The sequence below is a fragment of the Streptomyces sp. PL-29 genome (assembly GCF_058344425.1).
Window position 1 is genome coordinate 2,826,394 of the sequence record NZ_CP136996.1, and the last position, 13,300, is coordinate 2,839,693.

The 13,300-nt window shown below is 71.9% G+C and carries 10 protein-coding genes and 1 tRNA gene; 3 read left to right on the forward strand and 8 right to left on the reverse strand.

Going from position 1 to position 13,300, the window contains the following annotated elements:
- Positions 1 to 493 precede the first annotated feature (493 nt).
- From R4Z63_RS12800 to galU, 7 genes are all read right to left on the reverse strand, one after another.
- A tRNA-Ala gene (locus R4Z63_RS12800) sits at positions 494 to 567 on the reverse strand.
- Between the two features lie 78 nt (positions 568 to 645).
- A complete protein-coding gene (gene sepX, locus R4Z63_RS12805) occupies positions 646 to 1,695 on the reverse strand; it encodes a divisome protein SepX/GlpR (RefSeq protein ID WP_384450079.1) in 1,050 nt (349 codons plus the stop codon).
- A 187-nt stretch (positions 1,696 to 1,882) separates the two neighbouring features.
- Positions 1,883 to 2,491, reverse strand: a complete 609-nt coding sequence (locus R4Z63_RS12810) for a GNAT family N-acetyltransferase (RefSeq protein WP_384450076.1) — start codon at positions 2,489 to 2,491, stop codon at positions 1,883 to 1,885.
- 17 nt (positions 2,492 to 2,508) lie between these two features.
- Positions 2,509 to 3,012 carry a MogA/MoaB family molybdenum cofactor biosynthesis protein gene (locus tag R4Z63_RS12815; protein ID WP_037925517.1) on the reverse strand — a complete coding sequence of 168 codons (504 nt, stop codon included), beginning with the start codon at positions 3,010 to 3,012 and terminating at the stop codon, positions 2,509 to 2,511.
- A 77-nt stretch (positions 3,013 to 3,089) separates the two neighbouring features.
- Positions 3,090 to 3,569, reverse strand: coding sequence for a cyclic pyranopterin monophosphate synthase MoaC (moaC, locus tag R4Z63_RS12820; RefSeq protein WP_037925117.1), 480 nt, complete (start codon positions 3,567 to 3,569; stop codon positions 3,090 to 3,092).
- Positions 3,570 to 3,688: 119 nt separating this feature from the next.
- Positions 3,689 to 5,059 carry a molybdotransferase-like divisome protein Glp gene (gene glp / locus R4Z63_RS12825; RefSeq protein ID WP_052031117.1) on the reverse strand — a complete coding sequence of 457 codons (1,371 nt, stop codon included), beginning with the start codon at positions 5,057 to 5,059 and terminating at the stop codon, positions 3,689 to 3,691.
- Positions 5,060 to 5,063: 4 nt separating this feature from the next.
- The gene (gene galU, locus R4Z63_RS12830) at positions 5,064 to 5,966 is read right to left on the reverse strand and encodes a UTP--glucose-1-phosphate uridylyltransferase GalU (RefSeq protein WP_037925115.1); all 903 of its coding nucleotides are present in this window, start codon (positions 5,964 to 5,966) and stop codon (positions 5,064 to 5,066) included.
- A 91-nt stretch (positions 5,967 to 6,057) separates the two neighbouring features.
- Here galU and R4Z63_RS12835 point away from each other — a divergent pair, with 91 nt between their 5' ends.
- On the forward strand, positions 6,058 to 6,672 hold the full coding sequence (locus R4Z63_RS12835) for a 5-formyltetrahydrofolate cyclo-ligase (RefSeq protein WP_384450071.1): 615 nt from the start codon (positions 6,058 to 6,060) through the stop codon (positions 6,670 to 6,672).
- A 6-nt stretch (positions 6,673 to 6,678) separates the two neighbouring features.
- Here the strand turns inward: R4Z63_RS12835 and R4Z63_RS12840 are convergent, their stop codons facing one another.
- Complete coding sequence (locus R4Z63_RS12840) at positions 6,679 to 9,597, reverse strand: penicillin acylase family protein (RefSeq protein ID WP_384450069.1); 2,919 nt, start codon at positions 9,595 to 9,597, stop codon at positions 6,679 to 6,681.
- Between the two features lie 240 nt (positions 9,598 to 9,837).
- On the opposite strand from R4Z63_RS12840, the gene R4Z63_RS12845 reads away from it, so the two are divergent.
- Together R4Z63_RS12845 and R4Z63_RS12850 are read left to right on the forward strand one after the other, a co-directional pair.
- Entirely contained in the window at positions 9,838 to 11,409 is a 1,572-nt protein-coding gene (locus tag R4Z63_RS12845) for a potassium/proton antiporter (protein ID WP_384450150.1), read from the forward strand.
- 446 nt (positions 11,410 to 11,855) lie between these two features.
- Positions 11,856 to 13,274, forward strand: a complete 1,419-nt coding sequence (locus tag R4Z63_RS12850; RefSeq protein ID WP_384450066.1) for an MFS transporter — start codon at positions 11,856 to 11,858, stop codon at positions 13,272 to 13,274.
- The last annotated feature ends 26 nt before the right edge of the window (positions 13,275 to 13,300 follow it).

Genomic DNA, 13,300 nt, shown 5'->3' on the forward strand with positions numbered 1-13,300 from the left:
CTCGAAACGGGCTCTCGGGATGGCCGCGCCCAGGAAAGGCCCCCGCCCGTGATGCGGACACCGCCTCGACAGACCCGGGTGCTCAGGAGTGGGAGAGCACGACCACGTCGTAACGTGCCACGACAGGAACGGGCCGGGCGAGCAGCTCCGCCGGGGCATCGGTGGCCGAACCGCGAAGGCCCTCGTCGCACCGCTCGGCGGTGAGGCAGGTGAGCTGCGACTGCGGCCGGGGGGCATCCGCGCGGGGCAGTCGCGAGGACTGACGGCAACCCGATGGCTGAACGACGTGGTCTCCCGCACGGCGAAACCAGCCGCCACGAAGTCAGTGATCACTGCTCGCTCGCCGGAGCAACGCAGAAGAAGACGCTGCCCCCGGTGGGCCATCGGCGCCCATTCCGCCCGGCAAGCCCGGAAACGCCGAGATCCCGCCCCGCCTTTCGGCGGAACGGGATCTCGTGACGATTCCTGAGAGCTACTCAAGAACTGTCGTCTGTGGACCTGTGGGGATTTGAACCCCAGACCCCCTCGATGCGAACGAGGTGCGCTACCAGACTGCGCCACAGGCCCTTGCGACGTGTGAAACATTAGCACCCCTGCGCCGGTGCTCCAAAACGCGTTCCCGCGAGGGTCCGCGCAGGTCACCGATCACTCGTTCGCGGCGCGCGGGCGGCCCTCGCTCTCGTACTGGTCGAACAGCGGGGTGCGGCCACGGCCCTGGCCGCGGGGGCGCTGGGCGGTCCGCTCCTGCGCGTCGTCCTCGGCGGGCGCCGGGGCGGGTACCGCCGGCTGGGCGCGCAGGCGCGGCTCGGTCGGCTCGGCCGTGCTGGAGCGGGTCGCGCTCCAGGCGTCCGGGGTCACAGGACCGGTGGCCCGGGGGGCGACCGGGGCCGTCACGTACGTCGGCAGCGGGACCGGGACCGGCTCCCAGCTGTCGCCGCGGGCGGGGCCGCGTTCACGCTCGCGCTGCTGGTCCACCCACTCGGCGTGGTCGGTCTGCTCGACCAGCGCGCGCCGTCCGGCCTCCTGGGGGGAGACCGGTGGAGCGGGGTCCGGTTCGCCCGCCGCGTCGGCGCCCTCCTCGGGGTGGCGACGGCGCGGGCGGTCCTCGCGCAGCTGCCGCGCGGCCGCCTCGGCACGCCGCCGGTCCATGGTGAAGGCGTAGCGCCGCCGTTCCTGGACCCGCAGGTGGCCGATGTACGCACTCAGCAGAAGGGCGGGCACGGCGGGGGCCCACAGGTAGCGCAGGCCGCCCACCGCCGCGACGACGGCGCCCGCGGTGAAGACCAGGAAGAGGAGTGCGGTGGTGCGCCGGCGGCGCGCGAGGACCCGGAGGCGCTTCTCGCGCCGGGCACGCTCCGCCCGCTGCTCCCGCTCGGCGGCTGCGGCGCGCGGCTCCGCCCTGGTCGGGGACACGCCGAGGGCCCGGGCGTCGGCGTCGACGGAATCGACCGTCTCCGTCGCGGCGTCCGGGTCCGCGTGGGGCTGGGGCTCCGCCTCTTCGTCACCGCGCTCACGCAGTCCCTTGGCGTAACGGCGCTCCATTCCCGCCCGGCCGGAAAGCAGCCGAATGGCAGTGGAGAAGCGTTCCGTCGGACGGGCCTCGTTCAGCTCGTCCTGCCTCCGGAGCCACATGGGCACCAAGTAGGCGGCCCAGGCCCCGACAATGACTGCGTAGATGAGGCCGCTGCTGCTCACACCTCACACCGTAGAGGGGCGCGGGCGAGGGGATCGGCCAATTGGGCCGGCGTGTCGCGCGATCTCGCTGATATCACGGACTTTTTTTGTGATTCTTCGGATCAGGTTATGGGCGAATCGGTTACCTCGGGGCATTAATTCGAACAGATATTCGTTTATCGCGGGCGGCGGCTTCCGCCGTACCTCCCTATTTCGGCGGGGACTGCGAGTGGCGCGCCCGGTGCCAGCGGCGCAGCAGACCCTCCGGCACCTCCTCCGCGGTGATCGCGTACACGAGGTGGTCGCGCCAGGCCCCGTCGATGTGGAGGTACCGCGGGCGCAGCCCCTCCTCGCGCAGCCTCAGCTTCTCCACGACTCGCCGGCTCGGCCCGTTCTCGGGGCGGATGCACACCTCGATCCGGTGCAGGCCGACCTTCCGGAAGCAGTGGTCGACCGCCATCGCGACCGCCGTCGGCATCACGCCGCGGCCGGCCACGTCGCGGTCCACCCAGTAGCCGATGTGCGCCGCGCACATCGAGCCCCAGGTGATCCCGGCGACCGTCAACTGGCCCACCAGCCGCCCCTGGTACTCGATGACGAAGGGCAGCATCCGGCCCGCGTTCGCCTCCGCCCGCAGGTGGCGGACCATCTGGCGGTACGTGGGCCGCTGGATCACCGGCCCCCACGGCGCCGGCGGCGGGATCGTGGCCTCCCACGGCCGCAGCCAGTCGCGGTTGCGCTGGTTGACCTCGCGCCAGTCCTTCTGGTCGCGCAGTCGTATCGGCCGGAGCGTGACGTCGCCGTCGGTCAGGACCACCGGCCAGGTGGGGCCGTTCAGCTCGCGCTCCCGGTGGGTCCCGCAGGTCTGGGGTGGTCCCCGCCCCGGATCTGGTCCACCGCGTGCGGCAGGATGCGGGACAGGACCGCCAGGCCGTCACGCACCCCGCCCGTGGAACCGGGCAGGTTGACGATCAGGGTGCGCCCGGCGACACCGGCCAGGCCCCGGGACAGGGCCGCGGTCGGCACCTTCGCCAGGCCCTCGGCGCGGATGGCCTGGGGGATGCCGGGGACCTCGTAGTCCAGCACCCGCGCGGTGGCGTCCGGGGTGCGGTCGGTCGGCGAGATCCCGGTGCCACCCGTGGTCAGGATCACGTCGTACGCGGCGGACACGCCCTCGCGCAGCGCCTGTTCGACGGGATCGCCGTCCGGGACGACCCGGGGGCCGTCCACCCTGAAGCCGAGCTTCTCCAGCGCCTCCGCGAGCAGCGGGCCGCCCCGGTCGGCGTACACGCCCTGCGAGGCCCGATTGGAGGCGGTGACGACGAGCGCCCTGCCCAGGGACCCGTCCGGAGCCGCACCGGTCTCCTGCTCGCCCGCCGCGTGGTGGCTGTGCACCTCCCCGCCGCGCGGGGCGTTCACGAGCGCACCCAGTCGCCGGACTTGCCGCCGGTCTTCTCCTCCACCCGGACGTCCGTGATGACCGCGCCCTTGTCGACGGCCTTCACCATGTCGATCACGGTGAGTCCGGCGACCGCGACGGCGGTCAGCGCCTCCATCTCGACGCCCGTGCGGTCGGTCGTCCTGACGGTGGCGAGGATCTCCACGGCGTCGTCGGCGACCGACAGGTCGACCTTCACGCCCGAGACGGCCAGGGGGTGGCACAGCGGGATCAGGTCCGGGGTCTTCTTCGCTCCCATGATCCCCGCGATGCGCGCCGTGGCGAGGGCGTCCCCCTTGGGCACGCCCTCGCCGCGCAGCAGCTCGATCACCCGCGGGGAGACGAGTACGCGCCCGCTGGCGCGCGCCGTCCGGGTGGTGACGTCCTTGGCGGAGACGTCGACCATCCGGGCCGCGCCGGCCTCGTCGATGTGGGTGAGCCTGCTCTCGGTACTCATTGCTGTGCCGCTCCGCTCTGGGCCCGCGGGCCTGTGTGGTGCGACACACGCTACCCGCACGGGCCGCCGGAGGGGCGGGCCGGGGGAACGGTCCGGGCGGGCGGGAACGGACGCCCGGCTCAGCCGAGCAGGATCACTTCCAGCTCGGTGCCGGGCTCCACCGAGGTGACGTCCTCCGGTACGACCATCAGGGAGTCGGCGTGCGCCAGTGCGGCGATCAGGTGGGACCCGGATCCACCGACGGGGCTGACCGTGCCGCTCCCGGCGTCGTACTTCCCGCGCAGGAACTGGCGGCGGCCGGCCGGGGAGCCGAGCGCCTTGTCGGCCCTCAGCACGGCCCGCACGCTCGGCCGCCGGACCTCGGACTCCGGCAGCCCCATGAGGGCGCGGATCGCCGGGCGCACGAACAGTTCGAAGGAGACGTAGGAGGAGACGGGGTTCCCGGGCAGTGCCAGCAGCGGGGTGTGGTCCGGGCCGATCGTGCCGAAGCCCTGCGGCTTGCCGGGCTGCATGGCGAGCTTGCGGAAGTCGATCCGGGTCGCGTCCACGTCGGCGTCGTCCTCGCCCGGGCCGGACAGGCCGGGCGCGGCGGGCGAGCCGGCCGGGGAGAGCGCCTCCTTGACCACGTCGTAGGCGCCGACGCTGACGCCGCCTGTGGTGACCAGCAGGTCGGCCCGGATGAGCTGGTCCTCGATGGTGGAGCGCAGGGTGTCCGCGTCGTCCGCGACGGCCCCGACCCGGTAGGCGATGGCTCCGGCGTCCCGCGCGGCCGCCGCCAGCGCAAAGCTGTTGGAGTCGTAGATCGTGCCGGCGGCGAGCGGCTCGCCGGGCTGGACCAGCTCGCTGCCGGTGGACAGGACCACCACCCGCGGGCGGGGGCGCACCCGGACGGTGCCGCGTCCGATGGCGGCCAGCAGGGCGATCTGGGGCGGGCCGAGGACCGTTCCGGCGGCGAGGGCGAGGTCGCCCGCCTGGACGTCGCTGCCGCGGGCGCGGACGTGTGCCCGCGGCTCGGCGGCGCGGTGCACGCGCACCTCTCCGGCCGACCGCTCGGGGGCGGAGCTGGCCGGGGTCATCCCGGCGGCGGCCCCGCCTCCGGTGCCGCCGTCGGTCCACTCCACCGGCACGACGGCTTCCGCGCCGGGTGGCATCGGGGCGCCGGTCATGATCCTGGCGGCCTCACCGGGGCCCACGGTGGGCAGCTCACCGCTGCCCGCCGCGACGTCCCCGATCACCGTCAGCACCGCGGGGAACTCCTCGCTGGCGCCCTGGACGTCGGCCGTGCGGACGGCGTAGCCGTCCATGGAGCTGTTGTCGAAGGGCGGGAGGGCGACGGGCACGGTGACGTCCTCGACCAGGACACAGCCCTGGGCGTCCGGCAGCTGGAGCTCGATCGGCTCCAGCGGCCGGACGGCCCCGAGGACGTCCGCGAGGTGCTCGTCCACGGACCACAGACGGTGGCCGGTGTCCTGCGGTGCGGAACTGCTCAAGGTGCTACATCTCCTCCGTGACGTAACGGTGAAGCCAGGTGCGGAACTCGGGGCCCAGGTCCTCGCGCTCGCACGCGAGGCGGACGATGGCCCGCAGGTAGTCGCCGCGGTCCCCGGTGTCGTAGCGACGGCCCCGGAAGACCACGCCGTGCACCGGGCCGCCCACGCTCTCGTCGGCGGCCAGCTTCTGCAGGGCGTCGGTGAGCTGGATCTCCCCACCGCGGCCCGGCTCGGTCTCCCGCAGTATGTCGAAGATCGCGGGGTTGAGGACGTAGCGTCCGATCACCGCGTAGTTGCTGGGGGCGTCCTGGGGTTCCGGCTTCTCGACGAGGCCGGTGATGCGGACCACGTCCTTCTCGTCGGTGGCCTCGACGGCGGCGCAGCCGTAGAGGTGGACGTTGGCCGGGTCGACCTCCATCAGGGCGATGACGGTGCCGCCGGTGCGGGCGTGGATGTCGGCCATCTGGCGCAGCAGGGGGTCGCGCGGGTCGATGAGGTCGTCGCCGAGGAGGACGGCGAAGGGCTCGCGGCCGACGTGCGGCTCGGCGCACAGCACCGCGTGGCCGAGGCCCCGCGGGTCGCCCTGGCGGACGTAGTGCATGGTCGCGAGGTCGCTGGACTCCTGGACCTTCTTCAGCCGGTCGTCGTCGCCCTTGGCGGTGAGGGCCGACTCCAGCTCGTAGTTGCGGTCGAAGTGGTCCTCCAGGGCACGCTTGTTACGCCCTGTGATCATGAGGACGTCGTCGAGCCCGGCCGCGACGGCCTCCTCGACCACGTACTGGATGGCCGGCTTGTCCACAACCGGGAGCATTTCCTTCGGGGTCGCCTTGGTCGCCGGGAGGAAGCGGGTACCGAGGCCAGCGGCCGGAATGACGGCCTTCTTGATCACGGGGTGCAACATAGTCATGGCCAGAACGATAGTGGGTCCTGTCGAACACCCGACGAGGTCACGGCAGACAGATCCATTTATGCCCTGATGCGAAGGACAGCTGATTCCCGTGGCAGAGACCCCGCCCACCACGTCCGCCAAGTCCGAGCTGCGCCGGGAACTCCTCGCGGCCCGTCGCGCCTTGACCCCCGAAGCCCGCCGCACGGCGGCCGCGGCGCTGGCCGTCACCGCCCTCCAACTGCCCGAACTGGCCACTGCGCGCACGGTGGCGGCGTACGTCTCGGTCGGCGGCGAGCCGGGCACCCGCGCACTCCTCGATGCCCTGCGCGCGGCCGGCAAGCGGGTACTGCTCCCCCTCCTGCTGCCCGACAACGACCTCGACTGGGCGGCGTACGAGGGTCCCGGCAGCCTCGCCGAGGCCGCCCACCCGGGGAAGATGCGGCTGCTGGAGCCCTCCGGCCCGGCGCTCGGACCGGACGCGGTGACGGAGGCCGACGCGGTGCTGCTGCCCGGGCTCGCGGTGGACGGGCGCGGTATGCGGCTCGGCCGCGGCGGGGGCAGCTACGACCGGGTACTGGGGCGGCTGGAGCGCGCCGGGGCGCATCCGGCGCTGGTCGTGCTCCTCTACGACGACGAGGTGGTCGCGCGGGTCCCGGAGGAACCGCACGACCACCCCGTCCAGGCGGTGGCCACCCCGTCGGGGGTGCGCCGCTTCAGCCCGTGACCCGGCTCACGACCCGGCCGGCCGCAGGGTCAGGGTGTCGACCGTGGCCTTGTCGACGGCCTCCTTGCCGAAGGGCCACTCCAGCAGCTCGCCCGTGGCCCACATCTGCGTCTGGTCCGTGTAGTGCGAGTTGTACGCGTGACCCGAGGCGCCCGTGAGGTTGATCCAGCGGGACTTGTCGAGGTCGCTGAGGTTGACGACCATCCGCATCGACGGCACCCAGGTGATCCCGTAGCCACTGGAGGCGTTCCAGCCGGTGGCGTTGACGGTCGCCTCGCCGCCGCCCACGTTCCACGGGCCGCGGTTGAGGAGCCACTGCAGGAAGCCGGGGCCCTCGGTGCCGATCGTCTGGTTCTTCAGGTTGAGCTGGTGCAGCCGGCCCCAGCTCCAGGTGGACTGGTCCTTGCCGAGCTTGGCGGTGAGCTCCCAGCGGGCGTCCGCCATGGCCCGGGCGAACAGCTCGTCACGGGTGGTGGTGGCCGGCTTGTTCAGGCCCTTGGCGGGGACGCTCCACCACGGCGACTTCTCGTCCTTGACCAGGCGGCGGACCACCTCGAACCAGCGGTCGCCGCCGTCGGGCTGCGCCGAGCCGGCGTCGCGGGTTCCGCATTCGCGGACGGTCTTGGCGAGGTCGTCGGCCGGGCCGGTGCCGTTGCCCAGGACGTTCATGCAGCTGCCCTCGATCCGCAGTTCCTTGGGCATCTTGTCGCCGAAGGCCAGCTTGAGGACGTTGCGCCAGACCGCGTTGAAGTAGGCGGCGGCCGCCGAGTCGGACTCCTGGGTGTAGTTCCAGCCGTCCAGCAGCTTCTGCGCGGCGCGCACGCCCGGGTCCGACACCTCGATCTTCGCCAGCATCGGGGTCAGCAGCGCGGCGATCTCGCTGCTGTTGTCCATCTGCATGGTGCGCATGTCGTCGGTCGAGATCTTCCCGCCATCCTTGATCTTCGCCTCGATGAGGTCGTTGATCCGCTGGCTGCGGGCGCCGTAGCCCCAGTCGGTGGTCAGCAGGTGCGGGTACTTGCCCGCGCCGGTCCCGTTCTCCGCGACGGCCTGGTTGGCGGTGACGATGTAGCCGCGCGCCGGGTTCTGGTCCCAGGGCAGCTCGTTCTGCGGGATGTAGCCGGTGTTGCCGTCTCGGCCGCCCTTCCAGGCGTACTTGGAGTCCCAGCCCGGGGCGGGCATCCGGCCGTCGCCCTGGCCGCGCAGCGGGATGCGGCCGGGGGCCTGGTAGCCGATGTTGCCGTTGGCGCCCTTGTTGTCGGCGTAGATCAGGTTCTGGGAGGGGACGTCGAAGTCGGCGGCCGCCTTGCGGAAGTCGTCGAAGTTCTTGGCCTGGTTGAGCTTGAAGACCGCGTCCATCGTCCTGCCCGGGTCCAGCGCGGTCCAGCGCAGGGCGATGGCGTAGCCGTCGCCGCGGTCGGGGGCGGAGCTGTCGACCGGGGCGCGGGTGCCCACCGTGGCGAGCTCCTCGCTACGGTCCGAGACGAGCGGACCGTTGTTGGTGGTGCGGACGGTGATCTTCTTGCTGCTGCCGCCCGCGATCTTGATCACCTCTTCGCGGGAGGTGAAGGGGAGCACCCGGTTGTCGTAGACGTAGCCCTCGGGCTTGATCTGTTCGAGGTAGAGGTCGGTGACGTCGGCGCCGAGGTTGGTCATGCCCCAGGCGATGTCGGTGTTGTGGCCGATGACCACGCCGGGCATCCCGGAGAAGGTGTAGCCGGCCACGTCGTACTTGCACTCGGCCGAGACGGCACGGCAGTGCAGGCCCATTTGGTACCAGACCGAGGGCAGTTGCGGCGACAGGTGCGGGTCGTTGGCGAGCAGCGGCTTGCCGGTGGTCGTGTACTTGCCCGAGATGACCCAGGAGTTCGAGCCGATGCCGCTGCCGTTGGGGCCGAGGATGGCCGGAACCTTCTCCAGGGTGTCGGCGAGGGCGCTCAGCTGGGTGCGCAGGCCCACGGTGGCGCCCTGGGCGGTGGCGTTGCCGGCGAGGCCGGTGGCCTCACCGGCGGCCGGGGCGGTGGAGGCCCGGTTGGCGACGGCACCGCCGGAGCCGGAACCGGAACCACTGCCGGAGCCGGAACCACTGCCGGAGCCGGAACCACTGCCGGAGCCGGAACCACTGCCGGAGCCGCTGCCCGAGCCCGAGTTTCCGGTCTGGCCCTGGGGGGTGTACTTGCCGCCGTCGACCTTGCCGCCCTCGACGACCGGCTTGTTCCGGTCGAACGGGTAGGGCGGGTAGAGCTCGGCGATCTGCTCCTGCGAGAGCTTGCTCGCCATCAGCGACCGGTCGATCTCGTCCTGCATGTTGCCGCGCAGGTCCCAGGCCATCGCCTTGAGCCAGGCCACCGAGTCCACCGGCGACCACTGCTCGGGCTGGTAGCCGTCGCTGAGCTTGAGGGCCGCGTGCTCGACGGACAGGGTCTTGCCGGACTTGCCCTTCAGGTACGCGTTGACCCCGTCGGCGTAGGACTGCAGGTTCTTCTTCGTCTCGGCGGAGAGCTTGGTGTCGTACTCCTCCTGCGCGACCTGGCGCCAGCCCAGGGTGCGCAGGAAGGCGTCGGTCTCGACCTGGCCGGCGCCGAACATCTCCGACAGCCGCCCCGCGGTCATGTGGCGGCGTACGTCCATCTCCCAGAAGCGGTCCTGCGCGTGCACGAAGCCCTGCGCGCGGAAGAGGTCGTCGTCGCTGTCCGCGTAGAGCTGGGGAATGCCGTTGGCATCGCGCTTCACCTCGACCGCCCCCTTCAGGCCGGGCACGTCGAGGGAGCCGGTCGTCTGGGGGAAGGAGGCGCGCACGCTGTCCACGCTCCAGTACGCCCCGTAGCCGAGGCCCGCGACGAGTCCCAGGACCAGTACGAGCACGATCAGACGGGCGCGTCGTCCCTTCTTCTTGGTGGGAGGAGCGGTTTCGTTGGCGGGCATCGCTGTCCTTAGAGGGGCAGGGTGGTCCTGGGAGTGCTGGGAGCAACCATAGGCGCAGGACCGACTCCGTTGATCCGCCAGGGGTGGAGGCTGTGTGGAGGGCATGGGCGCAGGGCGGCCCGGGAGGCGGCCCTGAATGGATCTTCCATGGGTCCCGCGGTCCCGAGGACAGCGGAGAACAGCCGTTTCACAATGTGGTTATCGCGTAAAGGGCGCGTCAAAGATTAGGTAAGGTAACGAATTACTTGCCGAACTTGCCGCCGGGAGGACCGATCCGCCGGGCGCATTGAGGAGGGCCGCCCGCTGACTGTCCACACGCTCAATGAGCTTCTGCTGGTCTGCTCGCTCGTACTGCTCGTCGCCGTGGCCGCCGTGCGGGTCTCGTCGCGCAGCGGCCTGCCCAGCCTGCTCATCTACCTCGGCATAGGCGTCGCCATAGGCCAGGACGGCATCGGGAACGTCGTCTTCGACAATGCCGAGCTGACACAGGTCATCGGCTACGCCGCCCTCGTCGTGATCCTCGCCGAGGGCGGTCTGGGCACCAAGTGGAAAGAGATCAAGCCGGCCCTGCCGGCCGCGATCATGCTCTCCCTGGTGGGTGTGGCGATCAGTGTGAGCGTGACGGCGGCGGGGGCGCACTACCTCGTCGGACTCGAATGGCGCCAGGCGCTGCTGATCGGGGCGGTCGTCTCCTCGACCGACGCGGCGGCCGTCTTCTCCGTGCTGCGCAAGGTGCCCCTGCCGTCCCGGATCACGGGCGTCCTGGAGGCCGAGTCCGGCTTCAACGACGCACCCGTCGTGATCCTCGTGGTCGCGCTCTCCGCAGTGGGCCCGGCGGACGCGTGGTACGTCCTGCTCGGCAAGATCGCCCTGGAGCTCGCGATCGGCGCCACGATCGGTCTGGCCGTGGGCTTCCTCGGCGCCTACGCCCTGCGGCACGTGGCTCTGCCCGCATCCGGCCTCTACCCGATCGCCGTGATGGCCATCGCGATCGTGGCGTACGCGGCCGGCGCGATGGCGCACGGGTCCGGCTTCCTCGCCGTGTACCTGGCGGCGGTCGTCCTGGGCAACGCCAAGCTCCCGCACTGGCCCGCCACGCGCGGCTTCGCCGACGGGCTCGGCTGGATCGCCCAGATCGGCATGTTCGTGCTGCTGGGCCTGCTCGTCACGCCGCACGAGCTGGTCCGCGACTTCTGGCCCGCGGTCATCATCGGCCTGGTGCTGACGACGGTGGCGCGGCCCCTGGAGGTCTTCGTCAGCCTGCTGCCCTTCCGCATCCCGTGGCAGGAGCAGGTCCTGATGTCGTGGGCGGGCCTGCGCGGCGCCGTGCCCATCATCCTGGCGACCATCCCCATGGTGTCCGGGATCGAGGGCAGCGACCGCGTCTTCAACATCGTCTTCGTGCTGGTCGTCGTCTACACCCTGGTGCAGGGGCCGACCCTGCCCTGGCTGGCGCGCAAGCTGGACCTCGGGCGGGGCATGGAGACCGCGTCCGACCTCGGCATCGAGTCGGCGCCGCTGGAGAAGCTGCGCGGGCACCTGCTGTCCTTCGCCATCCCGCCGGCCTCACGGATGCACGGCGTCGAGGTCAGCGAACTGAGGCTGCCGCCCGGGGCATCGGTCACGCTGGTCGTGCGGGACGCCAGGAGCTTCGTACCGGCGCCGTCCACCGTGCTGCGGCGGGGTGACGAGCTGCTGGTGGTGGCCACGGACCCGGTCCGGGACGCCGCAGAGGCACGGCTGCGGGCGGTGGCCCGGGGCGGGAAGCTGGCGGGCTGGCTCGGGACCGGAAACGGATCCGGCTCCCCCTAGGGCCGGTCCGGCGGATCGCGGCCAGGGCCGTCGGGCGGATCGCGGCCGGGCGACCCCGATCCGCCGGACCGGCCCCGGAGCAGCGTTCTCATCCGGGCGCATTCGGGGAGATCCGACGGCCTTTGTCAGCATATGCGAGGTCCTTCATCTGCGAAGTTCCCGCCAATCGCAGGTGAAGACACGGATTGTCGGGGCAATCACAGGGCGTGATACCGGCGTCCCCTGTACGATGAAGGCACAACAGATCGAACCAACTCTGCCTGACGCAGAGCTGGCGCGACCGCAAAGCGGCCGTGGCTCCCTCCCGCAAGGGGCGCCCAGGTATCACTCGGTTCTGCGCAAGAGGACAGCTCTCGGGGCTCCCAACACGTACGGGTGCGACCGCTCACAAAGCACGGCACCGTCCGCAGACGGGGAGTTCTACCAGGCAGCGGAAAGGCAAGGCCGTGACATCCGCGGTCACGACCGACACGTCCGCCCGCCCCGGATACGGACAGCTCCTGCGCACACCTGGCGCCCTGGGCTTCGTCCTCCCCGGCTTCGCAGCCCGGCTCCCCTTCGGCATGCTGACCATCAGCATCCTGCTGCTGGTGCAGCACACCACCGGTTCTTACGGCAGCGCCGGCATCGTCGCCGCCGTCACCGGCATCTCGATGGCCCTCTCCGCCCCGCTGATGGGCATCTTCACCGACCGGTTCGGCCAGAGCGCCGTACTGGTGCCGGTGGTCCTCGCGCACGCCGCCGCCGTGAGCGGCCTGACGGCCCTGGCGCTGGCCGGCGCCCCCGTCTGGGCGCTGGCGCTGGCCGCCGTACCCACCGGCGCCTCCGTACCGCAGGTCGGACCGATGGTCCGGGCGCGCTGGGCCGCCAGGCTGGAGGGCTCACCGCTGCTCCCGACGGCCGCCGCCTTCGAATCCGTCACCGACGAGTTCACCTTCGTCGTCGGCCCGGTCCTGGCAACCGCCCTGTGCACCGGCGTCCACCCGGCGGCCGGTCTGGCCACCGAGGCCACCCTGACGCTGCTCGGCGGCCTGCTCTTCGCGGCCCGCCGCGCCTCCCAGCCCAGCACGCACACCCCGTCGACCACCGGCGGGAAGCGCGCCTTCGCGCTGTCCTACCCGGGCCTGCGCGTGCTGATCTTCGCCTTCCTCGGGATCGGCGCCGTCTTCGGCGGCATGCAGGTCTCGCTCGCCGCCTTCTCCAACGAGATCGGCAACCCCGGCGCCAACGGCCTGCTCTACGGCGTCTTCGCCGCCGGCAACATGACCGCCGGCATCGCCATGGGCGCCATCGCCTGGAAGATCGGCCCGCGCCGCCGACTGATCCTGGGGTACGTCGGCCTCACCGCCGCCGCGTCCGTGCTGTGGGCCGCGCACTCGGTCATCCTGCTGGGCGCGCTCGGCCTGGTGGTGGGCCTGTTCATCGCCCCGGCCCTGATCACCGGCTACACGATGGTCGAGCAGCTGGTTCCGGCGAACGCCCGGACCGAGGCCTTCACCTGGCTGACCGGTTCGATCGCCTTCGGGCAGGCCATCGCGGTCATCCTGGCCGGCCGCCTGACCGACGCGCACGGATCCTCGTCCGGCTTCATGGTGCCGATGGCGGCCACCGCCCTGGCGCTGGCCACCCTGCTGACGCTGCGCGCCAAGCTGGCCCCGAAGGCTCCGAGCCGGATCGTGAACGCGTCCGCGCCCGGTGCCGAGGCGGGGTCCGGTACCGAGGCCGCGTCCGGCAGCGGGACCGCGGCCCGTGCCGAGGTCCCGGGCCGCGCCGAGATCGGCGCTGCGGCCGGCCCGTCTGCGGCGCCCCGTATCCGGGTGAACGAGCGTGGGATGGGTCACCGCGTGCCGGTGACGGTGGACTGATCCGCCGGAATACGTCACCATGGAGC

Bases quoted from the DNA above. Each gene is read 5' to 3' on its own strand.
- moaC (WP_037925117.1), bottom strand. From the start codon at position 3,569: ATGAGTACCGAGAGCAGGCTCACCCACATCGACGAGGCCGGCGCGGCC.
- galU (WP_037925115.1), bottom strand. From the start codon at position 5,966: ATGACTATGTTGCACCCCGTGATCAAGAAGGCCGTCATTCCGGCCGCT.
- R4Z63_RS12840 (WP_384450069.1), bottom strand. From the start codon at position 9,597: ATGCCCGCCAACGAAACCGCTCCTCCCACCAAGAAGAAGGGACGACGC.